Annotated in this window: 32 protein-coding genes and 2 pseudogenes; all 34 read left to right on the top strand. The window is 67.4% G+C overall.

Translation table 11 applies throughout. From position 1 onward, the window contains the following. Window positions 1–8: 8 nt before the first annotated feature. Complete coding sequence (gene fusA / locus ACZ6O0_RS22680) at window positions 9–2,069, top strand: elongation factor G (RefSeq protein WP_465767073.1); 2,061 nt, start codon at window positions 9–11, stop codon at window positions 2,067–2,069. A 72-nt stretch (window positions 2,070–2,141) separates the two neighbouring features. Then, a complete protein-coding gene (tuf, locus tag ACZ6O0_RS22675) occupies window positions 2,142–3,335 on the top strand; it encodes an elongation factor Tu (protein WP_465766934.1) in 1,194 nt (397 codons plus the stop codon). Between the two features lie 358 nt (window positions 3,336–3,693). Continuing rightward, on the top strand, window positions 3,694–4,002 hold the full coding sequence (gene rpsJ / locus ACZ6O0_RS22670) for a 30S ribosomal protein S10 (RefSeq protein WP_012923688.1): 309 nt from the start codon (window positions 3,694–3,696) through the stop codon (window positions 4,000–4,002). A gap of 16 nt (window positions 4,003–4,018) precedes the next feature. Next, complete coding sequence (gene rplC / locus ACZ6O0_RS22665; protein WP_465766933.1) at window positions 4,019–4,675, top strand: 50S ribosomal protein L3; 657 nt, start codon at window positions 4,019–4,021, stop codon at window positions 4,673–4,675. Continuing rightward, the gene (gene rplD / locus ACZ6O0_RS22660; RefSeq protein WP_465766932.1) at window positions 4,672–5,364 is read left to right on the top strand and encodes a 50S ribosomal protein L4; all 693 of its coding nucleotides are present in this window, start codon (window positions 4,672–4,674) and stop codon (window positions 5,362–5,364) included. The genes rplC and rplD overlap by 4 nt, the downstream gene beginning before the upstream one ends. Then, entirely contained in the window at window positions 5,361–5,666 is a 306-nt protein-coding gene (gene rplW, locus ACZ6O0_RS22655; RefSeq protein WP_465766931.1) for a 50S ribosomal protein L23, read from the top strand. The genes rplD and rplW overlap by 4 nt, the downstream gene beginning before the upstream one ends. Then, on the top strand, window positions 5,666–6,499 hold the full coding sequence (gene rplB, locus ACZ6O0_RS22650; RefSeq protein ID WP_465766930.1) for a 50S ribosomal protein L2: 834 nt from the start codon (window positions 5,666–5,668) through the stop codon (window positions 6,497–6,499). The genes rplW and rplB overlap by 1 nt, the downstream gene beginning before the upstream one ends. Window positions 6,500–6,513: 14 nt before the next feature. Then, window positions 6,514–6,795 carry a 30S ribosomal protein S19 gene (rpsS, locus tag ACZ6O0_RS22645; RefSeq protein WP_131361012.1) on the top strand — a complete coding sequence of 94 codons (282 nt, stop codon included), beginning with the start codon at window positions 6,514–6,516 and terminating at the stop codon, window positions 6,793–6,795. Between the two features lie 50 nt (window positions 6,796–6,845). Further along, window positions 6,846–7,307, top strand: a pseudogene (gene rplV / locus ACZ6O0_RS22640) (50S ribosomal protein L22); the annotation flags it as partial. 112 nt (window positions 7,308–7,419) lie between these two features. After that, window positions 7,420–8,268 (top strand): 30S ribosomal protein S3, encoded by an 849-nt coding sequence (gene rpsC, locus ACZ6O0_RS22635; protein WP_465766929.1) that lies wholly within the window; start codon window positions 7,420–7,422, stop codon window positions 8,266–8,268. Window positions 8,269–8,271: 3 nt separating this feature from the next. After that, entirely contained in the window at window positions 8,272–8,691 is a 420-nt protein-coding gene (rplP, locus tag ACZ6O0_RS22630; RefSeq protein WP_465766928.1) for a 50S ribosomal protein L16, read from the top strand. Next, window positions 8,691–8,993 (top strand): 50S ribosomal protein L29, encoded by a 303-nt coding sequence (gene rpmC, locus ACZ6O0_RS22625; RefSeq protein ID WP_465766927.1) that lies wholly within the window; start codon window positions 8,691–8,693, stop codon window positions 8,991–8,993. The genes rplP and rpmC overlap by 1 nt, the downstream gene beginning before the upstream one ends. Next, complete coding sequence (rpsQ, locus tag ACZ6O0_RS22620; protein WP_465766926.1) at window positions 8,990–9,286, top strand: 30S ribosomal protein S17; 297 nt, start codon at window positions 8,990–8,992, stop codon at window positions 9,284–9,286. Before rpmC ends, rpsQ begins: the two co-directional genes overlap by 4 nt. Before the next feature lie 103 nt (window positions 9,287–9,389). Further along, complete coding sequence (rplN, locus tag ACZ6O0_RS22615) at window positions 9,390–9,758, top strand: 50S ribosomal protein L14 (protein ID WP_012923677.1); 369 nt, start codon at window positions 9,390–9,392, stop codon at window positions 9,756–9,758. A 1-nt stretch (window position 9,759) separates the two neighbouring features. Next, window positions 9,760–10,146, top strand: a complete 387-nt coding sequence (rplX, locus tag ACZ6O0_RS22610; RefSeq protein WP_465766925.1) for a 50S ribosomal protein L24 — start codon at window positions 9,760–9,762, stop codon at window positions 10,144–10,146. Beyond that, window positions 10,146–10,721 (top strand): 50S ribosomal protein L5, encoded by a 576-nt coding sequence (gene rplE, locus ACZ6O0_RS22605; protein ID WP_360364107.1) that lies wholly within the window; start codon window positions 10,146–10,148, stop codon window positions 10,719–10,721. Before rplX ends, rplE begins: the two co-directional genes overlap by 1 nt. A 1-nt stretch (window position 10,722) precedes the next feature. Next, window positions 10,723–10,908, top strand: coding sequence for a type Z 30S ribosomal protein S14 (locus ACZ6O0_RS22600; protein WP_012923674.1), 186 nt, complete (start codon window positions 10,723–10,725; stop codon window positions 10,906–10,908). Window positions 10,909–10,999: 91 nt separating this feature from the next. Next, the gene (gene rpsH / locus ACZ6O0_RS22595; protein ID WP_465766924.1) at window positions 11,000–11,407 is read left to right on the top strand and encodes a 30S ribosomal protein S8; all 408 of its coding nucleotides are present in this window, start codon (window positions 11,000–11,002) and stop codon (window positions 11,405–11,407) included. A 27-nt stretch (window positions 11,408–11,434) separates the two neighbouring features. Further along, complete coding sequence (gene rplF, locus ACZ6O0_RS22590) at window positions 11,435–11,977, top strand: 50S ribosomal protein L6 (RefSeq protein WP_465766923.1); 543 nt, start codon at window positions 11,435–11,437, stop codon at window positions 11,975–11,977. 2 nt (window positions 11,978–11,979) lie between these two features. Then, on the top strand, window positions 11,980–12,363 hold the full coding sequence (gene rplR, locus ACZ6O0_RS22585; RefSeq protein ID WP_465766922.1) for a 50S ribosomal protein L18: 384 nt from the start codon (window positions 11,980–11,982) through the stop codon (window positions 12,361–12,363). A gap of 33 nt (window positions 12,364–12,396) precedes the next feature. Continuing rightward, window positions 12,397–12,996 (top strand): 30S ribosomal protein S5, encoded by a 600-nt coding sequence (rpsE, locus tag ACZ6O0_RS22580; RefSeq protein ID WP_337003772.1) that lies wholly within the window; start codon window positions 12,397–12,399, stop codon window positions 12,994–12,996. Next, window positions 12,996–13,178 carry a 50S ribosomal protein L30 gene (gene rpmD / locus ACZ6O0_RS22575; RefSeq protein ID WP_465681813.1) on the top strand — a complete coding sequence of 61 codons (183 nt, stop codon included), beginning with the start codon at window positions 12,996–12,998 and terminating at the stop codon, window positions 13,176–13,178. Before rpsE ends, rpmD begins: the two co-directional genes overlap by 1 nt. A 1-nt stretch (window position 13,179) precedes the next feature. After that, a complete protein-coding gene (gene rplO / locus ACZ6O0_RS22570; protein ID WP_465766921.1) occupies window positions 13,180–13,620 on the top strand; it encodes a 50S ribosomal protein L15 in 441 nt (146 codons plus the stop codon). A 133-nt stretch (window positions 13,621–13,753) separates the two neighbouring features. After that, window positions 13,754–15,055 carry a preprotein translocase subunit SecY gene (gene secY / locus ACZ6O0_RS22565; protein ID WP_465766920.1) on the top strand — a complete coding sequence of 434 codons (1,302 nt, stop codon included), beginning with the start codon at window positions 13,754–13,756 and terminating at the stop codon, window positions 15,053–15,055. After that, on the top strand, window positions 15,055–15,627 hold the full coding sequence (locus ACZ6O0_RS22560) for an adenylate kinase (protein ID WP_465766919.1): 573 nt from the start codon (window positions 15,055–15,057) through the stop codon (window positions 15,625–15,627). The genes secY and ACZ6O0_RS22560 overlap by 1 nt, the downstream gene beginning before the upstream one ends. 19 nt (window positions 15,628–15,646) lie before the next feature. Next, complete coding sequence (gene map, locus ACZ6O0_RS22555) at window positions 15,647–16,471, top strand: type I methionyl aminopeptidase (protein WP_465766918.1); 825 nt, start codon at window positions 15,647–15,649, stop codon at window positions 16,469–16,471. Between the two features lie 64 nt (window positions 16,472–16,535). Continuing rightward, window positions 16,536–16,988, top strand: a complete 453-nt coding sequence (locus tag ACZ6O0_RS22550) for a DUF1707 SHOCT-like domain-containing protein (RefSeq protein ID WP_465766917.1) — start codon at window positions 16,536–16,538, stop codon at window positions 16,986–16,988. A gap of 23 nt (window positions 16,989–17,011) precedes the next feature. Next, window positions 17,012–17,794 (top strand): hypothetical protein, encoded by a 783-nt coding sequence (locus ACZ6O0_RS22545; protein ID WP_465766916.1) that lies wholly within the window; start codon window positions 17,012–17,014, stop codon window positions 17,792–17,794. A 178-nt stretch (window positions 17,795–17,972) separates the two neighbouring features. Then, window positions 17,973–18,194, top strand: a complete 222-nt coding sequence (infA, locus tag ACZ6O0_RS22540) for a translation initiation factor IF-1 (protein WP_012923661.1) — start codon at window positions 17,973–17,975, stop codon at window positions 18,192–18,194. A gap of 34 nt (window positions 18,195–18,228) precedes the next feature. Beyond that, window positions 18,229–18,342, top strand: a complete 114-nt coding sequence (rpmJ, locus tag ACZ6O0_RS22535; protein WP_008361054.1) for a 50S ribosomal protein L36 — start codon at window positions 18,229–18,231, stop codon at window positions 18,340–18,342. A gap of 180 nt (window positions 18,343–18,522) precedes the next feature. After that, complete coding sequence (gene rpsM / locus ACZ6O0_RS22530) at window positions 18,523–18,894, top strand: 30S ribosomal protein S13 (RefSeq protein WP_012923660.1); 372 nt, start codon at window positions 18,523–18,525, stop codon at window positions 18,892–18,894. 41 nt (window positions 18,895–18,935) lie between these two features. Continuing rightward, a complete protein-coding gene (rpsK, locus tag ACZ6O0_RS22525; RefSeq protein ID WP_012923659.1) occupies window positions 18,936–19,343 on the top strand; it encodes a 30S ribosomal protein S11 in 408 nt (135 codons plus the stop codon). Between the two features lie 23 nt (window positions 19,344–19,366). After that, window positions 19,367–19,975, top strand: a complete 609-nt coding sequence (gene rpsD, locus ACZ6O0_RS22520; RefSeq protein ID WP_360364083.1) for a 30S ribosomal protein S4 — start codon at window positions 19,367–19,369, stop codon at window positions 19,973–19,975. 100 nt (window positions 19,976–20,075) lie between these two features. After that, window positions 20,076–21,104: pseudogene (locus ACZ6O0_RS22515) on the top strand (DNA-directed RNA polymerase subunit alpha); the annotation flags it as partial. Between the last annotated feature and the right edge of the window lie 21 nt (window positions 21,105–21,125).

The raw sequence follows: 21,125 nt of genomic DNA, 5'->3' as shown, positions 1-21,125 counted from the left end.
TCGGGATCATGGCTCACATCGACGCCGGCAAGACGACGACGACCGAGCGGATCCTCTTCTACACCGGTATCACCTACAAGATCGGTGAGGTCCACGAGGGCGCCGCCACGATGGACTGGATGGAGCAGGAGCAGGAGCGCGGCATCACCATCACGTCCGCCGCGACGACCTGCACCTGGAAAGACCACACCATCAACATCATCGACACCCCGGGCCACGTCGACTTCACCGTCGAGGTGGAGCGCTCGCTGCGCGTGCTGGACGGTGCGGTCGCGGTGTTCGACGGTGTGGCCGGCGTGGAGCCGCAGTCCGAGACCGTCTGGCGTCAGGCGGACCGGTACGGCGTACCCCGCATCTGCTTCGTCAACAAGCTCGACCGGACCGGCGCGGAGTTCATGCGCTGCGTCGACATGATCCGCGACCGCCTCGCCGCGGTGCCGCTGGTCATGCAGCTGCCGATCGGCGCCGAGTCCGACTTCATCGGCGTCGTCGACCTGGTCGGGATGCGCGCGCTGACCTGGCGCGGCGAGACCAAGATCGGTGAGGACTACACGGTCGAGGAGATCCCGGCCAGCCACACCGACCTCGTGGCCGAGTGGCGCGACAAGCTGATCGAGACCGTCGCCGAGGCCGACGACGAGATCATGGAGCTGTACCTGGAGGGCGAGCAGCCGACCCAGGAGCAGCTGAAGGCCGCCATCCGGCGGGCCACGCTGGCCAGCAAGCTGACCCCGGTCCTGACCGGGACGGCGTTCAAGAACAAGGGCGTCCAGCCGCTGCTCGACGCGGTCAACGACTACCTGCCGAGCCCGCTCGACGTCCCGGCCATCGAGGGCCACGACGTCAAGGACGCGGAGAAGGTCGTGCTGCGCAAGCCGGACGACAGCGAGCCGTTCTCGGCGCTGGCGTTCAAGATCGCGGCGGACCCGCACCTGGGCAAGCTGACCTTCATCCGGGTCTACTCCGGCAAGCTGGAGACCGGCACGCAGGTGCTGAACCCGACGAAGGGCCGCAAGGAGCGGATCGGCAAGATCTACCGGATGCACGCGAACAAGCGTGAGGAGATCGCGTCGATCGGCGCCGGCCACATCGTCGCCGTGATGGGCCTGAAGGACACCACCACCGGCGAGACCCTGTCCGACGCGTCGAACCCGGTCGTGCTGGAGTCGATGCAGTTCCCGGCCCCGGTCATCTCGGTCGCCATCGAGCCCAAGTCGAAGGGCGACCAGGAGAAGCTGGGCGTCGCGATCCAGCGGCTCGCCGAGGAGGACCCGACCTTCCAGGTCCGGACCGACGAGGACACCGGCCAGACCATCATCGCCGGCATGGGCGAGCTGCACCTCGAGGTGCTGGTCGACCGGATGAAGCGCGAGTTCCGGGTCGAGGCGAACGTCGGCAAGCCGCAGGTCGCCTACCGCGAGACCATCAAGAAGAAGGTCGAGAAGGTCGACTACACGCACAAGAAGCAGACCGGTGGTTCGGGTCAGTTCGCGCGCGTGATCATCGACATCGAGCCGACCAGCGTCGAGGCCGGTGGTGAGGGCGGGTACGAGTTCGTCAACGCCGTCACCGGTGGCCGCATCCCCCGGGAGTACATCCCGTCGGTGGACGAGGGCGCCCAGGAGGCGATGGAGTTCGGCGTACTGGCCGGCTACCCGATGGTGGACGTGAAGGTGACGCTGCAGGACGGCGCGTACCACGACGTCGACTCCTCCGAGCTCGCCTTCAAGATCGCCGGTTCGATGGCGTTCAAGGATGCCGCCCGCCGGGCGAACCCGGTCATCCTCGAGCCGATGTTCGCGGTCGAGGTCACCACCCCCGAGGACTACATGGGTGAAGTGATCGGCGACCTCAACTCTCGCCGTGGCCAGATCCAGTCGATGGACGAAGGCCCCGGTGGCAGCCGGGTCGTGAAGGCCCTGGTGCCGTTGTCGGAGATGTTCGGGTATGTCGGTGACCTGCGTTCCAAGACGCAGGGCCGCGCGTCCTACTCGATGCAGTTCGATTCCTACGCCGAGGTTCCGAAGAACGTGGCGGAAGAGATCATCAAGAAGGCCCGGGGCGAGTAAGTTCTCGTTCCGGACCAACCACCCACAGCGCGTCGGCGTACGGCGTAGTCAACATTTACTAGGAGGGCCCCAGTGGCGAAGGCGAAGTTCGAGCGGACTAAGCCGCACGTCAACATCGGCACCATCGGTCACATCGACCACGGTAAGACCACTCTTACCGCGGCGATCACCAAGGTGCTGCACGACAAGTACCCGACGCTCAACGAGGCGTCGGCCTTCGATCAGATCGACAAGGCGCCGGAAGAGCGCCAGCGCGGTATCACCATCTCCATCGCGCACGTCGAGTACCAGACCGAGGCCCGGCACTACGCCCACGTCGACTGCCCGGGTCACGCGGACTACATCAAGAACATGATCACCGGTGCGGCCCAGATGGACGGCGCGATCCTGGTCGTCGCCGCCACCGACGGTCCGATGCCGCAGACCCGTGAGCACGTGCTGCTCGCCCGCCAGGTCGGCGTGCCGGCGATGGTGGTCGCGCTGAACAAGTGCGACATGGTCGACGACGAGGAGATCCTGGAGCTCGTCGAGCTCGAGGTCCGCGAGCTGCTCAGCGAGCAGGAGTTCGACGGCGACAACGCGCCGATCGTCCGGGTCGCCGCTCACCCGGCGCTGCAGGGCGACGCCAAGTGGGGCGAGACCATCCTCGAGCTGATGAACGCGGTCGACGAGTACATCCCGCAGCCGGAGCGCGAGGTCGACAAGCCGTTCCTGATGCCGGTGGAGGACGTCTTCACCATCACCGGTCGCGGCACGGTCATCACCGGCCGGATCGAGCGCGGTGTCGTCAAGATCAACGAGACCGTCGACATCGTCGGCATCCGTCCGGAGAAGCAGACCACCACGGTCACCGGTATCGAGATGTTCCGGAAGCTGCTGGACGAGGGCCAGGCCGGTGAGAACGTCGGTCTGCTGCTGCGTGGCACCAAGCGCGAGGACGTCGAGCGCGGCATGGTCGTCATCAAGCCGGGCACCACGACCCCGCACACCAACTTCGACGCTTCGGTCTACATCCTGTCGAAGGAGGAGGGCGGCCGGCACACGCCGTTCTTCCAGAACTACCGGCCCCAGTTCTACTTCCGCACCACGGACGTCACCGGCGTCGTCACGCTGCCCGAGGGCACCGAGATGGTCATGCCGGGCGACAACACCGACATGTCGGTCGAGCTGATCCAGCCGATCGCCATGGAAGAGGGCCTGAAGTTCGCGATCCGTGAAGGTGGCCGCACCGTCGGCGCCGGCCGGGTCACCAAGATCCTCAAGTGATCTCACGAGGTCCGCGAGGGCTCGACAGCTGAGCCCTCGCGGACCTCTGCTTTGTGCACGATCCGGCGCCAGGTGGGTCCGGATCAGGCGTGAAGCCACCCGATTGGCGTTCCGGCGCCGATCTCTGGCACAATATTCAGGTTGCTCAGGCGAGGCCGCCGGGGTGCGCCCCAGATCGTCGATCTGGCTGGTGCGCCGGACCGGAGACCATGCCGAGGTTCCGGTCCGAGACCGGGCCCCGATCACCATCCCAGGTCGATGAAGCGGTGAGTCGCGCGCGTTCCGCGTACGCGACACACCCGACCGCGGGGGTCGGAGCAACGTAGACGTTGACGATAGAGAAGGACGAAGCGAAGCGATGGCGGGACAAAAGATCCGCATCCGGCTGAAGGCCTACGACCACGAGGTCATCGACAGTTCGGCGCGCAAGATTGTCGACACGGTGACGCGTACTGGTGCGAAGGTTGCTGGCCCGGTGCCGTTGCCGACGGAAAAGAACGTGTTCTGCGTCATCCGCTCGCCGCACAAGTACAAGGACAGCCGCGAGCACTTCGAGATGCGCACCCACAAGCGGCTCATCGACATCATCGACCCCACGCCGAAGACCGTCGACTCGCTGATGCGGCTCGACCTGCCGGCCGGTGTCGACATCGAGATCAAGCTCTGAGGGACGCGAACAACCAATGAGCATTTCCAAGAACACGCGCGGTCTGCTGGGCACCAAGCTCGGCATGACCCAGACCTGGGACGAGAACAATCGCGTCGTCCCCGTCACCGTGATCCAGGCCGGCCCCTGCGTCGTGACCGAGGTGCGTACCTCGGACAGCCACGGGTACGACGGTGTCCAGATCGCCTTCGGCGACATCGACCCCCGCAAGGTGACCAAGCCGATGCGCGGTCACTTCGACAAGGCCGGCGTGACGCCGCGGCGCCACCTGCTGGAGCTGCGCACCGCCGACGCCAGCGAGTACACCCTGGGCCAGGAGATCAAGGCCGAGGCCTTCGAGGCCGGTGAGCGGGTCGACGTTTCCGCCACCAGCAAGGGCAAGGGCTTCGCCGGTGTGATGAAGCGGCACGGCTTCCACGGCCTGCGCGCCACCCACGGTGTGCACAAGAAGCACCGCTCGCCGGGTTCCATCGGCGGCTGCGCCACCCCCGGCCGGGTTTTCAAGGGCCTGCGGATGGCGGGCCGGATGGGCGCCGAGCAGATCACCACGCAGAACATCAGCGTGCACGCGATCGACGCCGAGCGCGGCCTGATCCTGCTCAAGGGCGCCGTCCCCGGCCCCAAGGGCGGCCTCGTGCTGATCCGCAACGCCGCGAAGGGAGCTGCCAAGTGAGCACCGTCGACGTCGTCGTCGTGAAGGGCGACAAGGTCAGCAAGAAGGGTTCCGCCGAGCTTCCGGCCGAACTGTTCGACGTTCAGGTCAACATCCCGCTGATCCACCAGGTCGTGGTGGCCCAGCTGGCGGCCGCCCGGCAGGGCACGGCCAAGGCGAAGACCCGGGGCGAGGTCTCCGGTGGTGGCGCCAAGCCGTACCGCCAGAAGGGCACCGGTCGCGCCCGCCAGGGCTCGACCCGCGCGCCGCAGTTCACCGGTGGTGGCGTCGTCCACGGCCCGGTGCCGCGCGACTACAGCCAGCGGACCCCGAAGAAGATGATCGCCGCCGCGCTCCGCGGTGCGCTGTCGGACCGGGCCCGTGACGGCCGGGTGCACGTCGTGGAGAAGTTCGTCGACGGCGACACCCCGTCCACCAAGGCCGCGCTGAGCGTGCTGGCCGAGGCCGCCGAGCCGGGCAAGGTCCTGGTCGTGGTCGAGCGGGCCGACGACCTGACCTGGCTGAGCCTGCGCAACGTGCAGCACGTGCACCTGATCGCCGCCGACCAGCTGAACGCGTACGACGTTCTGGTCAGCGACGCGGTCGTGTTCACCAAGGGCGCCCTCGACAGCTTCGTCGCCGGCGCGCCCAAGGGTAAGTCCGTGAAGGCTGTCGCGACGTCGACCGAAGCCGAGGAGGTAGAGGCATGAGCCACGGAGTCAACAAGGACCCGCGGGACGTGCTGCTGCGGCCGGTCGTGAGCGAGAAGAGCTACGGCCTGCTGGACGAGCAGAAGTACACGTTCGAGGTCGCCCCGGGGGCCAACAAGACCGAGATCAAGCTCGCGGTCGAGAAGGTCTTCAAGGTCAAGGTCAGCGACGTGAACACCATCAACCGCAAGGGCAAGCGCCGCCGGACCCGTACCGGCTGGGGCAAGCGCCCGGACACCAAGCGGGCGATCGTGACCCTCAAGGGTGACGACCGCATCGACATCTTCGGAGGCCAGTCGTAATGGGAATCCGCAAGTACAAGCCGACGACGCCGGGCCGCCGTGGCTCGAGCGTGGCCGACTTCGTCGAGCTCACCCGTTCGACCCCCGAGAAGTCGCTGCTGCGTCCGCTGCCGAAGAAGGGCGGCCGGAACAACTCCGGCAAGATCACCACCCGGCACCAGGGCGGCGGCCACAAGCGGGCGTACCGGCTGATCGACTTCAAGCGGTACGACAAGGACGGCGTGCCGGCCAAGGTCGCCGAGATCGAGTACGACCCGAACCGCACCGCGCGGATCGCGCTGCTGCACTACGTCGACGGCGAGAAGCGCTACATCCTCGCCCCGTCGAACCTGAAGCAGGGCACGATCGTCGAGAACGGCCCGGCCGCCGACATCAAGGTGGGCAACAACCTGCCGCTGCGCAACATCCCGGTCGGCTCCACGGTGCACGCCGTCGAGCTGCGTCCGGGTGGCGGCGCGAAGATGGGCCGCTCGGCCGGTGCCAGCATCCAGCTGGTCGCGAAGGAAGGCCGGATGGCCACCCTGCGGATGCCGTCCGGCGAGGTCCGGATGGTCGACGTGCGCTGCCGCGCCACCCTCGGTGAGGTCGGCAACGGCGAGCAGTCGAACATCAACTGGGGCAAGGCGGGCCGGATGCGCTGGAAGGGCAAGCGCCCGACCGTCCGCGGTGTCGCGATGAACCCGGTCGACCACCCGCACGGTGGTGGTGAGGGTAAGACCTCGGGTGGTCGCCACCCGGTGTCCCCGTGGGGCCAGCCCGAGGGCCGGACCCGTACCCGCAAGGAAAGCGACCGCATGATCGTCCGGCGCCGCAAGGCCGGCAAGAAGCGCTGATAGGAGCCGGCCAGATGCCACGCAGTTTGAAGAAGGGCCCGTTCGTCGACCACCACCTGATGAAGAAGGTGGAGGTGCAGAACGAGAAGGGCACCAAGAACGTCATCAAGACCTGGTCCCGCCGATCGATGATCGTGCCGGACATGATCGGCCACACGCTCGCGGTGCACGACGGCCGCAAGCACGTGCCGGTGTTCGTGACGGACGCGATGGTCGGGCACAAGCTCGGCGAGTTCGCCCCGACCCGGACGTTCAAGGGTCACGAGAAGGACGACCGGAAGTCACGGCGTCGCTGACCCATGGTCAGAGACGAAGCGAAAGCAACCTACGGAGAGATTCGAACATCATGAGCGTTCAAGAGCGTAGGGCGGTCAGCGCCCGTCGCGAGAGCCTGCTGGGCGACGAGCCCGGGGCCTTCGCGGTCGCGCGCTTCGTCCGCGTGACGCCGATGAAGGCGCGCCGCGTGGGCGACCTGGTGCGCGGTCTGGGCGTCGACGACGCACTCGCCACTCTGAAGTTCGCCCCGCAGGCCGCTGCCGCGACCGTGTACAAGGTCGTCGACAGCGCCGCGGCGAACGCCGAGGGCACCGAGCACCTGAGCCGGACCGACCTGGTTGTGGCGAAGGTCCTGGTGGACGAGGGCCCGACGCTGAAGCGTCACCGCCCGCGGGCCCAGGGCCGGGCCACCCGGATCGACAAGCGGACCAGCCACATCACCGTCGTGGTGGCGCCGCGGGTCGAGGCCGAGCCGGTCGAGAAGGCCCCGGCCAAGAAGTCCGCCAAGAAGGCCGACACCGCCAAGAAGGCGCCGGCGAAGAAGGCCGCGGCCGACCAGGCCGGGACCGCCGACAAGCCGGCCAAGAAGGCGACCGCGAAGAAGGCGGCTGCCAAGAAGACCGCCGAGAAGAAGGAGTCCTGACGTGGGCCAGAAGGTTAACCCGCACGGGTTCCGGCTCGGCATCAGCACCGACCACAAGAGCCGCTGGTACGCCGACAAGCTGTACAAGGACTACGTGGGCGAGGACGTCAAGATCCGCCGCCTGCTGAGCAAGGGCATGGAGCGCGCCGGCATCTCCCGCGTGGAGATCGAGCGCACCCGTGACCGGGTCCGGGTCGACATCCACACCGCCCGTCCGGGCATCGTCATCGGTCGCCGTGGCGCCGAGGCGGACCGGATCCGGGGCAGCCTGGAGGAGCTCACCGGCAAGCAGGTGCAGCTGAACATCCTCGAGGTGAAGAACGCCGAGGTCGACGCCCAGCTGGTCGCGCAGGGCGTGGCCGAGCAGCTGTCCGGCCGCGTGGCGTTCCGCCGCGCGATGCGCAAGGCGATGCAGACCACCATGCGTGGCGGCGCCCTGGGCATCCGGATCCAGTGCTCCGGTCGTCTGGGTGGCGCGGAGATGTCGCGGTCGGAGTTCTACCGTGAGGGCCGGGTGCCGCTGCACACGCTCCGCGCGGACATCGACTACGGCTTCTACGAGGCCCGCACGACCTTCGGCCGGATCGGCGTGAAGGTCTGGATCTACAAGGGTGACGTGGCCGGCTCCCGGGCCGAGCGCGAGGCGCAGGCCGCGGCCCGCGCCGCCACCCAGCAGCGCCGGCCGGCGCGTCGCGACGACCGTGGTGGCCGTGGTGGCGACCGCGACCGTGGTGACCGCGGTGGCCGTCGCGACGACCGTCGGGACAACGCGCGCTCCGCGGCTCCGGCCGCCGAGGCCGCGGCGCCGGCGGCCGACAAGCCCGCCGAGACGACCGGAACGGAGAGCTGACCGATGCTCATCCCCCGCAAGGTCAAGCACCGCAAGCAGCACCACCCCAAGCGCTCCGGCGCGGCCAAGGGTGGTACGACGCTGGCCTTCGGTGACTTCGGCATCCAGGCGCTGGAGAACCACTACGTCACCAACCGGCAGATCGAGGCCGCGCGTATCGCGATGACCCGCCACATCAAGCGTGGCGGCAAGGTGTGGATCAACATCTACCCCGACCGCCCGCTGACCAAGAAGCCGGCCGAGACCCGGATGGGTTCCGGTAAGGGCTCGCCGGAGTGGTGGATCGCCAACGTCAAGGCCGGTCGAGTTCTGTTCGAGCTGTCCGGCGTGCCGGAGGACATCGCTCGCGAGGCCCTGCGCCGCGCGATCCACAAGTTGCCGATGAAGTGCCGCTTCATCTCCCGAGAGGCAGGTGAGAACTGATGGCTACCACCGTGACCGCCGCCGAACTGCGGAATCTCGGTAAGGACGAGCTGATGAGCAAGCTCGGTGAAGCCAAGGAGGAGCTGTTCAACCTCCGGTTCCAGGCTGCTACGGGCCAGCTGGAGTCCCACGGCCGGCTGCGCGCCGTCCGCAAGGACATCGCCCGCATCTACACGGTGCTGACCGAGCGTGCGCTCGGCATCACCGACGAGGTCGAGGCCACGGCCGCGACCGAGGAGGTCGTGGCTGACGACGCCGAGACCGCGGACGACAGCCAGGACAAGGCCGGGAGCAAGGCATGACCGAGAACGTGAAGGACGAGACCGTGAGCACGACCGCGCCGGCGCGAGGCACCCGCAAGACCCGTGAGGGCCTGGTGCTGAGCGACAAGATGGACAAGACCGTCACCGTTCAGGTCGAGGACCGGGTCAAGCACAAGCTCTACGGCAAGGTCATCCGGCGCACCAGCAAGCTCAAGGCGCACGACGAGCAGAACGCCGCCGGCATCGGCGACCGCGTCCTCCTGATGGAGACCCGGCCGCTGTCGGCGACCAAGCGCTGGCGCGTCGTCGAGATCCTCGAGAAGGCCAAGTAGTTCCCGGGCCGGCGCTTCGGCACCGACCGGCAACCAATCGAAATCATTCGTTCCGCAAGGCTCACGCGAGTGAGAACCAGCGAGACAACCAGGAGATCAACAGATGATCCAGCAGGAGTCGCGACTGAAGGTCGCCGACAACACGGGTGCCAAGGAGATCTTGTGCATCCGCGTTCTCGGCGGCTCCGGTCGGCGCTACGCCGGTGTCGGTGACACGATCGTCGCCACCGTCAAGGACGCGATCCCGGGCGGCGGTGTGAAGAAGGGTGACGTCGTCAAGGCGGTCGTCGTGCGGACCGTGAAGGAGCGCCGGCGTCCGGACGGCTCCTACATCCGCTTCGACGAGAACGCCGCGGTGATCCTGAAGGCCGACGGCGAGCCGCGTGGTACCCGCATCTTCGGGCCGGTCGGCCGGGAGCTGCGCGAGAAGCGCTTCATGAAGATCATCTCGCTCGCCCCGGAGGTGCTCTGAGATGGCGCAGAGGAAGTTGCACGTGAAGAAGGGCGATCAGGTCCGCGTGATCGCCGGTAAGTCCAAGGGCCTCGAGGGCAAGATCATCCAGGTCCTGCCCGACGCCGAGAAGGTCGTCGTCGAGGGCGTGAACCGGGTCAAGAAGCACACCAAGGTGCAGCAGGCCCAGCGCGGCGGCACCACCGGTGGCATCGTCACCCAGGAAGCCCCGATCCACGTCTCGAACGTGATGCTTCTGGTCGAGGTCGACAAGGACGGCAAGAAGCAGAAGGTGACCACCCGCGTCGGTTACAACCGCGTCGAGGTGCAGAAGCGGCGCCCCGACGGCTCGACGTACACCGGTTTCCGGAGCGTCCGGATCGCGCGGCGTACCGGCGAGGAGATCTGATGACTGCGACGGCTACCGAGAACACCAAGGTTCAGCCGCGGCTGAAGACGAAGTACCGCGAAGAGATCGTCGGCAAGCTGCAGGAGCAGTTCCAGTTCGACAACGTCATGCAGGTGCCCGGCCTCACCAAGATCGTGGTGAACATGGGCGTCGGCGAGGCGGCGCGCGACTCCAAGCTGATCGATGGCGCGGTGAAGGACCTGGCCGCGATCACCGGCCAGAAGCCGCAGGTGACCAAGGCCCGCAAGTCGATCGCGCAGTTCAAGCTGCGCGAGGGGATGCCGATCGGCGCCCACGTGACGCTGCGCGGCGACCGGATGTGGGAGTTCCTGGACCGGCTGCTGGCGCTCGCGCTGCCCCGGATCCGCGACTTCCGCGGCCTGTCGCCCAAGCAGTTCGACGGCACCGGGAACTACACCTTCGGTCTGACCGAGCAGGTGATGTTCCACGAGATCAACCAGGACCGCATCGACCGGGTCCGGGGTATGGACATCACCGTGGTGACCACCGCGAAGAACGACGACGAGGGCCGGGCCCTGCTGCGGCAGCTCGGTTTCCCGTTCAAGGAGAACTGACGTGGCGAAGACAGCACTCAAGGTCAAGCAGGCCCGGAAGCCGAAGTTCGCGGTGCGCGGTTACACCCGCTGCCAGCGCTGCGGCCGGCCGAAGGCGGTCTTCCGCAAGTTCGGCCTGTGCCGGATCTGCCTGCGGGAGATGGCGCACCGGGGCGAGCTGCCCGGTGTGACCAAGTCCAGCTGGTGACCGTCTCCACCCCCGAACTTCTCCCTACTCACCATCTAGTCACCGTAGGTCGCCGAGCGGCGAAACCACGGCGGGAAAGAGGCCCCAGGCCATGACGATGACCGACCCGATCGCAGACATGTTGACGCGTCTGCGGAACGCCAACCAGGCGTACCACGAGTCGACCTCGATGCCGTACAGCAAGATCAAGCAGGGCATCGCCGACATCCTCCAGCAGGAGGGCTACATCTCCTCCTACACGGTGGAGGAGCCGAAGGAAGGCGCCGTCGGCAAGACCCTGATCGTCGACCTCAAGTTCGGCCCGAGCCGGGAGCGCTCCATCGCGGGCGTCCGCCGGATCAGCAAGCCGGGTCTGCGGGTCTACGCGAAGTCGACCAACCTGCCCAAGGTCCTCGGCGGACTGGGTGTCGCGATCATCTCGACGTCCCAGGGACTGCTGACCGACCGTCAGGCCAAGAACAAGGGCGTCGGCGGGGAAGTCCTCGCCTACGTCTGGTGACGAAGAACCGGAAGGAGGACCACTCTCATGTCTCGCATCGGTAAGCTCCCGGTCACGGTCCCGTCCGGCGTCGACGTCACGATCGACGGCCAGACGGTCACCGTGAAGGGTCCGAAGGGTCAGCTGTCGCACGTTGTGGCTGAGCCCATCGCGGTCAACCGGGACGAGGACGGCACCATCGCCGTGACCCGCCCCGACGACCAGCGCAAGAGCAAGGAACTGCACGGCCTGTCCCGCACCCTGATCGCCAACCTGGTGACCGGAGTGACGGAGGGCTACGAGAAGAAGCTCGAGATCGTCGGCGTCGGGTACCGCGTCCTGGCCAAGGGACCGACCCAGCTGGAGTTCTCGCTCGGGTACAGCCACACCATCACGGTGGACGCCCCGGAGGGCATCACCTTCGTGGTGGAGGCGCCGACCCGCTTCTCGGTGCAGGGCATCGACAAGCAGTCGGTCGGCGAGGTCGCCGCCAACATCCGCAAGCTGCGCAAGCCCGAGCCGTACAAGGGCAAGGGCGTGCGGTACGCCGGCGAGCAGGTGCGCCGCAAGGTCGGAAAGGCTGGTAAGTAACCATGGCGATCGGACTGCGTCCGCACAAGCACTCCGCCAAGAAGACGGCGTCGCGGCTGCGTCGCCAGATCCGGGTCCGGAAGAAGATCAACGGCACGGCCGACCGGCCGCGGCTGGTGGTCACCAAGTCGTCGAGGCACCTGTTCGTTCAGGTCATCGACGACGTGGCCGGCAAGACGCTGGTCTCCGCCTCCACGATGGAGGCCGACCTGCGCGGCGCGGAGAGCAACAAGACCGACAAGGCCAAGACCGTCGGCGGCCTGATCGCCGACCGGGCCAAGGCCGCCGGCATCGACTCGGTCGTCTTCGACCGGGCCGGGAACAAGTACCACGGCCGCATCGCGGCACTGGCCGACGCCGCCCGTGAGGGCGGGCTCGGCTTCTGACGGCGACACAAACACAGGAAGAGGTAGTTCGACATGAGCGGAGGCCAGCAGCGTCGCGGAGGCGGCGCCGGTGGTGAGCGCCGTAACCGCGACGGTGGTCGTGGTGCGGCAGCCGACAAGACCGCCTACATCGAGCGCGTGGTAGCCATCAACCGTGTCGCCAAGGTCGTGAAGGGTGGTCGTCGCTTCAGCTTCACCGCCCTCGTGGTCGTCGGCGACGGGGAAGGCACCGTCGGTGTGGGTTACGGCAAGGCCAAGGAGGTGCCCGCGGCGATCGCCAAGGGTGTCGAGGAGGCCAAGAAGGCATTCTTCAAGGTGCCGAGGATCCAGGGCACCATCCCGCACCCGGTCCAGGGTGAGAAGGCCGCCGGCGTGGTGCTGCTGCGCCCGGCCGCACCGGGTACCGGTGTCATCGCGGGTGGTTCGGCACGCGCCGTACTGGAGTGCGCCGGTATTCACGACGTACTGAGCAAGTCGCTGGGTTCGGCCAACGCGATCAACGTGGTGCACGCCACCGTTGAGGCGCTGCGGAGCCTGGAGACCCCGGAGGCCGTGGCCGCGCGTCGTGGCCTGCCGGTCGAGCACGTCGCCCCGGCGGCGCTGCTGAAGGCGCGGGCGGAGGTGGCCTCCTGATGGCACGCCTGAAGGTGACCCAGATCCGTTCCGGCATCGGTGGCAAGCAGAACCAGCGCGACACGCTGCGCACCCTGGGCGTCAAGCGGATCGGCGACGTCGCCGTCCACGACGACCGTCCCGAGGTCCGCGGCATGGTCCGTACTGTTCGCCACCTCATCACCGTCGAGGAGGTCGACTGACATGGCGCTGAAGGTTCACCACCTGCGTCCGGCGCCCGGTGCCAAGACCGCCAAGACCCGCGTGGGTCGCGGTGAGGGCAGCAAGGGCAAGACGGCCGGCCGCGGTACGAAGGGCAGCAAGGCCCGCAACAACATCCCCGAGTGGTTCGAGGGTGGCCAGATGCCGCTGCACATGCGGCTCCCGAAGCTGAAGGGCTTCAAGAGCAGGAACCGGGTGGAGTTCCAGGTCGTTAACCTGGACAAGCTCGGACAACTGTTCCCCGAGGGTGGCGAGGTCGGCGTGGCCGAACTGGTCGCCAAGGGTGCGGTTCGTCGCGGTCAGCCGGTGAAGGTGCTGGGTGACGGCGAACTGACCGTGGCACTGCAGGTTTCGGTGCACAAGTTCTCCAAGTCCGCCCAGGACAAGATCCAGGCGGCCGGGGGAACCATCACCGAGGTGTGACGAGGTCCAGGGCTCGACCGGTACGGCGCTTGATATCCTGCGCCGGTCGGACGAGCCCTGGTTCGTCTCTTGCCCAGCTGCTTTGCTAGGCCGCTGCCCTGCCCGGGGCAGAGGAAACATGTGGGAGGACAGGGTGTTAGGCGCCTTTGCCAACGCGTTCAAGACTCCGGACCTGCGCCGGAAGATCTTGTTCGTGCTCTTCATCGTCGTGATCTTCCGGATCGGCTCGGTCGTGCCGGCCCCGGGCGTGAACGTTCAGTCCCTGCACACCTGTATCAAGATCTCGCAGGGCGGCGCGAACGCGAACCTCTACAACCTGATCAACCTGTTCTCCGGCGGCGCGCTGCTGCAGCTCGCGATCTTCGCGCTCGGCATCATGCCGTACATCACCGCCAGCATCATCCTGCAGCTGCTCACCGTGGTGATCCCGCGGCTGGAGTCGCTGAAGAAGGAAGGCCAGGCGGGACAGGCCAAGATCACCCAGTACACCCGGTTCCTGACCGTCGGGCTGGCGATCCTGCAGTCCACCGCGTTCGTCGCGCTGGCCCGGACGCCGGGCCGCCTGTTCCAGGGCTGCCAGGAGCCGCTGCTGTACAAGGACGACTGGTTCACGATCACCGTGATAGTGCTCACCATGACCGCCGGCACCGGCGTGATCATGTGGCTGGGCGAGCTGATCACCGACCGTGGCGTCGGCAACGGCATGTCGATCCTGATCTTCACCCAGATCGTCGCCACCTTCCCGACCCAGCTGTGGAACATCCGCAAGGAGAAGGGCATCCCCACCTTCGTGGTGGTGGTCGCGATCGGCCTGGTGATCATGGCCGCGGTCATCTTCATCGAGCAGGCCCAGCGCCGGATCCCGGTGCAGTACGCGAAGCGGATGGTCGGCCGCAAGATGTTCGGCGGCACCTCGACGTACATCCCGCTGAAGGTCAACCAGGCCGGGGTGATCCCGGTCATCTTCGCCTCCAGCCTGCTCTACCTGCCGGTGCTGATCAGTCAGTTCCAGCAGGGCAAACCCTGGGCGAACTGGATCCAGGGCAACCTGGTCAAGGGTGACCACCCGATCTACATGGTGACGTACGTCGCCCTGATCATCTTCTTCACGTACTTCTACGTCTCGATTACCTTCAATCCGAAGGAAGTTGCAGACAACATGAAGAAGTACGGCGGCTTCATCCCCGGGATCCGGGCGGGACGGCCGACCGAGGAGTACCTGGGCTACGTGCTGTCCCGCATCACGCTGCCAGGCGCGATCTACCTCGCGGCGATCTCGATGATCCCGCTGGTCGCGCTCGTCCTGCTGAACGCGAACCAGAACTTCCCGTTCGGTGGTACGTCGATCCTGATCATGGTCGGCGTCGGACTGGACACGGTGAAGCAGATCGAGAGTCAGCTGCAGCAGCGAAACTACGAAGGGTTCCTGCGCTGATGAGAATGTTGCTGATGGGTCCGCCCGGGGCGGGCAAGGGCACGCAGGCAAAGGTGCTTGCGGAACGCCTGAATATCCCGGCCGTGTCCACCGGCGACATCTTCCGTGCGAACGTCAAGGACGAGACGCCGCTCGGGCTCGAGGCGAAGCGCTACATGGACGCCGGTGACTACGTCCCGGACGAGGTCACCAACGCGATGGTGCGGGACCGGTTGTCCGAGGCCGACGCGGGCGACGGGTTCCTGCTCGACGGCTACCCGCGCACGCTGGCCCAGGTGGGCACGCTGGACGACATCGTGGCCGACCACGGCCACAAGCTGGACGCGGTGGTGGCGCTGGTCGCCGACACCGACGTACTGGTCGGACGGATGCTCAAGCGGGCCCAGACCGACGGGCGTACGGACGACTCCGAAGAGGTCATCCGGCACCGGCAGGACGTCTACACCGCCGAGACCAAGCCGCTGCTGCGGGTGTACGCCCAGCGCGGCCTGCTGGTCGAGGTCGACGGTGTCGGCGAGATCGACGAGGTGAGCGAGCGCGTGCTCGCCGCCTTGAAGACGATCACGGAGTGACGTCGACGGATGAGGTGCGGTGATCTTTAAGGACCGCGGGATCGAGATCAAGACCCGCGAACAGATCCTCTCCATGCGTGCGGCCGGCCTGGTCGTCGGCCGCACGCTGGAACTGCTCCGCGGTGCGGTCCGGGCCGGTATTACCACCGGCGAGCTGGACGCGATCGCCGAGGACAACATCCGCTCCTCCGGCGCGATCCCGTCCTTCAAGGGCTACCACGGCTTCACCGGTTCGATCTGCGCGTCGGTGAACGACGAGATCGTGCACGGCATCCCCGGTGACCGGGTGCTCGCCGACGGCGACCTGATCTCGATCGACTGCGGCGCGATCGTGGACGGCTGGCACGGCGACGCCGCGATCACGGTGCCGGTCGGCGAGGCCGATGCCGAGCTGCTCGAGCTGGCCCGGGTCTGTGAGGAGTCGATGTGGCGTGGGTTCGCCGCCGCGAAGCTCGGCGGCCGGCTCACGGACATCTCCGCCGCGGTCGAGCAGCACGTCCGGGCGACGTCGTCGTACGGGATCGTCGAGGACTTCGTCGGGCACGGGATCGGGTCGGCGATGCACCAGCCGCCGAACGTTCCGAACTTCGGCCGCCCGGGCCGCGGGCCCAAGCTGGTCGAGGGGATGGCGCTGGCGGTCGAGCCGATGCTCACGCTCGGCCGGCAGGACAACCACACGCTCGAGGACGACTGGACGGTCGTCACCGACGACGGCAAGGTCGCCGCGCACACCGAGCACACCTTCACGCTGACCCCGCAGGGGCCGTGGGTGCTGACCGCCCTCGACGGCGGCGAGGCCGAGCTGGCCGAGCTCGGCGTCAAGTTCGGCGCGCTGGCCGACTGACGGACCGGGTGGGTCCACCCATCGGGGGACGCCAGGCGAACCGGGGCTGAGGCACACTTGAGACATGCCTCAGTACCAGCCGCACCAGCGATTCACCGAAGCCGACCGGGACAAGATCGCCGGGCGGCTGCGGGACGCGTTCGCGGACGGCCGGCTGGATCAGCCCGAGTTCACCTCCCGCCTGGATCAGCTCTACACCGTCCAGACCTACGGCGAGCTCGAGCCGCTGGTGCGTGACCTGCCTCCGGTGCGGACGTACCAGACCCCCGAGGTGGTCCAGGACACCAAGCCGGCGCCGGCGCCGGGTGACTTCCCGGAGCGGAAGAAGGACGCCCGTCCGCACCGGCACGGGCTGGCCGCGCTGGGTGGCGGGTTCACCGGGGTCGTCGTCATCAACGTGGTGATCTGGTTCGTCATCGGCCTCGGCAACGGCGGGCACTGGCCGCACTTCTGGCCGGTCTGGCTGCTGATCCCGTGGGCGATCATCGCCCTGGGCAACCTCGGGAAGCGCCGTTGACAGCGGCCCCGGTCAGTCGCCGCGTGGTCGGTCCGCGTCTGCGGCCGGACTTGGCGTGGCAGCTGCGGCAGGGGTCCGCGCTCGTCTACCTGATCTGGTTCGCCATCGCCGTACCGCTGGTGCTGGTCGGCCTGGTGCTGGAGCCGCGGTGGGTGGGCTGGTTCGTGCTGGGCTGGTTCCTGGTGCTGGTGATCTTCACGCTGGCCATGCGGGTGGCCGACAGCCGGCAGCGCAAGTCCTGGGCTGACGCGGCCGGGCAGCTCGGTTGGCGGACCAACGCCTCCGGCTCGGAGTTGGTGGAGCGCTGGCCGTTCCCGCCGTTCAGCACGGATCCGAAGGCCACGGTCGTCGACGTGACCACCGGGCGGCACCGCGGGCGGGAGTTCTGGACCGGGCGCTTCCGGCACAAGGTGCGACGTCGCGAGCTCGGCTTCGACTTCCTCGATCTGCAGGTGGACCGGCCGCTGCCGCCTTTGCAGGTGCTGCCGGCCTCGCTGGCTCCGCTGGCCGCCGCCAGTCTGTTGCCGCTCAGGCTGGACGTGGACGGGCTGCCCGGGCACTACCAGCTGTTCAACGGCCGCGAGGACCACGCGCAGGCGGTGCTGCACCCGCGGGCGGTCGAGGCGCTGGCCCAGGTGCCGCCGTTCGGCTTCAGTTGCGAGGGGCGGCGGTTCGTCGCGATCCTCCCGGCGTACCGCGATTCCACTACAGCGCTCGCACAGCTGGATGCGGTCTGTGACCTTCTGGACCTGATGCCCCAGCAGATCTGGCGCGAGGGGGAGCAGTGGGCCGCCACCCATTCGTGACCGAGGGGCTCGATTGGGTTTCGTGTGGGTGAGTGGCGTACACTCTTTCCTTGGCTCTTTGTAGCCTCTGTCTCGTTGTGCCCGCGGCTGCCTGACCTCGTGTCAGGAGGGCACTAGAGCCCGGGCCGAGCCGGTAGTACCCACCTTTTCAGTACGTCGTCTACAGAAGTGCGAGGACATGCCCAAAAAAGAGGGAGTCATCGAACTCGAGGGCACCATCGTTGAGGCCCTGCCGAACGCGATGTTCCGTGTTGAGCTGTCCAACGGGCACAAGGTGCTCGCGCACATCAGCGGCAAGATGAGGCAGCACTACATCCGGATCCTCCCCGAGGACCGGGTCGTCGTGGAGCTGTCGCCGTACGACCTCACCCGGGGTCGGATCGTCTATCGGTACAAGTAGGACCACACCAACACCTGTCGAAGAAAGAAGCTCGATGAAGGTCAATCCGAGCGTCAAGAAGATCTGCGACAAGTGCAAGGTGATCCGCCGTCACGGCCGGGTCATGGTGATCTGCGAGAACCCGCGGCACAAGCAGCGGCAGGGCTGACCAAGCTCTTCAGCAGTACACAGCACTTGCGCACCACAGCGCGCACGCTCGTACCGGCACACCGCCGGTACGTCGCCCCCGGAACAGAGGCCGGGGCCCTGCCGGTGAAGCAGCACTCACCGAGGCGGGCGGGGACGCGGCGCGCCACCACACCTCTGCCGACGAAAGGAACACCGCCACATGGCACGCCTCGTAGGAGTCGACCTGCCGCGCGACAAGCGCATCGAGGTCGCTCTGACCTACATCTTCGGTGTAGGCCGTACTCGCGCCCTGAAGACGCTCGAGGCCACCGGCATCTCCGGTGACAAGCGCGTCCACGAACTGGGCGACGAGGAGCTGGTGAAGCTCCGGGACTGGATCGAAGGCAACTACAAGATCGAAGGTGACCTCCGTCGCGAGGTGACCGCGGACATCCGCCGCAAGATCGAGATCGGGTCGTACCAGGGTCGCCGGCACCGCAGCGGTCTGCCGGTGCGTGGTCAGCGTACGCGGACCAACGCCCGCAGCCGCAAGGGTCGTCGCAAGGCGATCGCCGGCAAGAAGAAGAAGTGATGACCCGGATGACCGTCGACCACCCCAGGAGCAACTGACCTATGCCTCCCAAGAGCCGCACCGCGGCCGGCGCGAAGAAGGTGCGCCGCAAGGAGAAGAAGAACGTGGCCGCCGGCCACGCGCACATCAAGAGCACGTTCAACAACACGATCGTGACGATCACCGACCCGACCGGCGCGGTCATCTCGTGGGCTTCCGCGGGCACCGTCGGCTTCAAGGGTTCGCGCAAGTCCACCCCGTTCGCCGCGCAGATGGCCGCCGAGGCCGCCGGACGCCGGGCGATGGAGCACGGCATGCGCAAGATCGACGTGTTCGTGAAGGGTCCCGGCTCCGGCCGGGAGACCGCGATCCGTTCGCTGGGTGCCGTCGGCCTCGAGGTCGGCACCATCCAGGACGTCACCCCGACCGCCCACAACGGATGCCGCCCGCCGAAGCGGCGCCGGGTCTGACCCAGAGAGGTAGGTAGCGAAACATGGCCCGTTACACCGGACCGATGACCAAGAAGTCGCGCCGTCTCGGGGTCGACCTCGTCGGTGGCGACAAGGCGTTCGAGCGCCGTCCGTACCCGCCGGGTATGCACGGCCGCGGCCGCCCGAAGGAGAGCGAGTACCTGCTCCAGCTGCGCGAGAAGCAGAAGGCCCGCTTCTCGTACGGCGTCCTGGAGAAGCAGTTCCGCCGGTACTACGAGGAGGCCTCGCGGCGCTCCGGCAAGACCGGTGACAACCTGCTGATCATCCTGGAGTCCCGGCTGGACAACGTGGTCTACCGCGCCGGCCTGGCCCGGACCCGTCGGCAGGCCCGTCAGCTCGTCGTACACGGTCACTTCACCGTGAACGGCGTCAAGGTGAACATCCCGTCGTACCGGGTGGCCGCCCACGACATCATCGATGTCAAGGCGAAGTCGGTCGAGACGACCCCGTTCATCATCGCCCGGGAGACGCACTCCGAGCGCGTCGTCCCGGCCTGGCTCGAGGTGATGCCCGAGCGGCTTCGCATCCTCGTCCACCAGCTGCCGACCCGGCAGCAGATCGACACCCAGGTCGCCGAGCACCTGATCGTCGAGCTCTACTCGAAGAACTGATCCGGTTCCGGCCGGTGGCCTCCGGGCCGCCGGCCGGACCGGTCGGCGCTTCACCCATCGCGACCTCAAATAGTGGTCGTCGCGACAGAGAAGGAACAAGAAGTTGCTAATCGCACAGCGCCCCACCCTGACCGAAGAGGTCGTCGACGAGCACCGCTCGCGGTTCGTGATCGAGCCGCTCGAGCCTGGCTTCGGCTACACCCTCGGCAACTCGATCCGCCGGACCCTGCTGTCCTCCATCCCCGGTGCCGCCGTGACCAGCATCAAGGTCGACGGCGTCCTGCACGAGTTCTCGACCGTTGCCGGGGTCAAGGAAGACGCCACCCAGCTGATCCTGAACCTGAAGGACCTGGTCGTCTCCTCCGAGCACGACGAGCCGGTCACCATGTACCTGCGCAAGCAGGGCCCCGGTGACGTCACCGCCGCCGACATCGCGCCGCCGGCCGGCGTCGAGGTGCACAACCCGGACCTGAAGATCGCCACCCTGAACGAGAAGGGCCGGCTCGAGATGGAGCTGGTCGTCGAGCGGGGCCGCGGCTACGTGTCGGCGATCCAGAACAAGTCCGCCGACGCCGAGATCGGCCGGATGCCGGTCGACTCGATCTACTCCCCGGTCCTCAAGGTCACCTACAAGGTCGAGGCGACCCGTGTCGAGCAGCGCACCGACTTCGACCGCCTCGTGGTCGACGTCGAGACCAAGCCGTCGATGCTGCCCCGCGACGCCGTCGCGTCGGCCGGTAAGACGCTGGTCGAGCTGTTCGGCCTGGCCCGCGAGCTGAACGTCGAAGCCGAGGGCATCGACATCGGCCCGTCGCCGGTGGACGAGCAGATGGCCGCCGACCTGGCGCTGCCGGTCGAGGACCTGCAGCTGACCGTCCGGTCCTACAACTGCCTCAAGCGTGAGGGCATCCACACCGTGGGTGAGCTGATCTCGCGCAGCGAGCAGGACCTGCTGGACATCCGCAACTTCGGCTCCAAGTCGATCGACGAGGTCAAGCTGAAGCTGGCCGAGATGGGCCTGTCGCTGAAGGACTCGCCCCCTGGCTTCGACCTGCGCGCGGCCGCCGAGGCCTACGGCACCGAGTCCGAGGACGACGACGAGAGCTTCGCCGAGACCGAGCAGTACTGAACCCCCGGGCCGCTGGCCTGA

This window comes from Kribbella sp. NPDC048837 (genome assembly GCF_055586945.1).
Note: the sequence above shows the minus strand (reverse complement) of the source record. Positions and strands in the feature narration are given on the sequence as shown.

Excerpts from the sequence above, each read along its gene's own strand:
- fusA (WP_465767073.1), top strand. The coding sequence starts at position 9 with ATGGCTCACATCGACGCCGGCAAGACGACGACGACCGAGCGGATCCTC.
- rpsJ (WP_012923688.1), top strand. The coding sequence starts at position 3,694 with ATGGCGGGACAAAAGATCCGCATCCGGCTGAAGGCCTACGACCACGAG.
- rplC (WP_465766933.1), top strand. The coding sequence starts at position 4,019 with ATGAGCATTTCCAAGAACACGCGCGGTCTGCTGGGCACCAAGCTCGGC.
- rplW (WP_465766931.1), top strand. The coding sequence starts at position 5,361 with ATGAGCCACGGAGTCAACAAGGACCCGCGGGACGTGCTGCTGCGGCCG.
- rplB (WP_465766930.1), top strand. The coding sequence starts at position 5,666 with ATGGGAATCCGCAAGTACAAGCCGACGACGCCGGGCCGCCGTGGCTCG.
- rpsS (WP_131361012.1), top strand. The coding sequence starts at position 6,514 with ATGCCACGCAGTTTGAAGAAGGGCCCGTTCGTCGACCACCACCTGATG.
- rplP (WP_465766928.1), top strand. The coding sequence starts at position 8,272 with ATGCTCATCCCCCGCAAGGTCAAGCACCGCAAGCAGCACCACCCCAAG.
- rpmC (WP_465766927.1), top strand. The coding sequence starts at position 8,691 with ATGGCTACCACCGTGACCGCCGCCGAACTGCGGAATCTCGGTAAGGAC.
- rpsQ (WP_465766926.1), top strand. The coding sequence starts at position 8,990 with ATGACCGAGAACGTGAAGGACGAGACCGTGAGCACGACCGCGCCGGCG.
- rplN (WP_012923677.1), top strand. The coding sequence starts at position 9,390 with ATGATCCAGCAGGAGTCGCGACTGAAGGTCGCCGACAACACGGGTGCC.
- rplX (WP_465766925.1), top strand. The coding sequence starts at position 9,760 with ATGGCGCAGAGGAAGTTGCACGTGAAGAAGGGCGATCAGGTCCGCGTG.
- rplE (WP_360364107.1), top strand. The coding sequence starts at position 10,146 with ATGACTGCGACGGCTACCGAGAACACCAAGGTTCAGCCGCGGCTGAAG.
- rpsH (WP_465766924.1), top strand. The coding sequence starts at position 11,000 with ATGACGATGACCGACCCGATCGCAGACATGTTGACGCGTCTGCGGAAC.
- rplF (WP_465766923.1), top strand. The coding sequence starts at position 11,435 with ATGTCTCGCATCGGTAAGCTCCCGGTCACGGTCCCGTCCGGCGTCGAC.
- rplR (WP_465766922.1), top strand. The coding sequence starts at position 11,980 with ATGGCGATCGGACTGCGTCCGCACAAGCACTCCGCCAAGAAGACGGCG.
- rpsE (WP_337003772.1), top strand. The coding sequence starts at position 12,397 with ATGAGCGGAGGCCAGCAGCGTCGCGGAGGCGGCGCCGGTGGTGAGCGC.
- rpmD (WP_465681813.1), top strand. The coding sequence starts at position 12,996 with ATGGCACGCCTGAAGGTGACCCAGATCCGTTCCGGCATCGGTGGCAAG.
- rplO (WP_465766921.1), top strand. The coding sequence starts at position 13,180 with ATGGCGCTGAAGGTTCACCACCTGCGTCCGGCGCCCGGTGCCAAGACC.
- ACZ6O0_RS22560 (WP_465766919.1), top strand. The coding sequence starts at position 15,055 with ATGAGAATGTTGCTGATGGGTCCGCCCGGGGCGGGCAAGGGCACGCAG.
- ACZ6O0_RS22550 (WP_465766917.1), top strand. The coding sequence starts at position 16,536 with ATGCCTCAGTACCAGCCGCACCAGCGATTCACCGAAGCCGACCGGGAC.
- infA (WP_012923661.1), top strand. The coding sequence starts at position 17,973 with ATGCCCAAAAAAGAGGGAGTCATCGAACTCGAGGGCACCATCGTTGAG.
- rpmJ (WP_008361054.1), top strand. The coding sequence starts at position 18,229 with ATGAAGGTCAATCCGAGCGTCAAGAAGATCTGCGACAAGTGCAAGGTG.
- rpsM (WP_012923660.1), top strand. The coding sequence starts at position 18,523 with ATGGCACGCCTCGTAGGAGTCGACCTGCCGCGCGACAAGCGCATCGAG.
- rpsK (WP_012923659.1), top strand. The coding sequence starts at position 18,936 with ATGCCTCCCAAGAGCCGCACCGCGGCCGGCGCGAAGAAGGTGCGCCGC.
- rpsD (WP_360364083.1), top strand. The coding sequence starts at position 19,367 with ATGGCCCGTTACACCGGACCGATGACCAAGAAGTCGCGCCGTCTCGGG.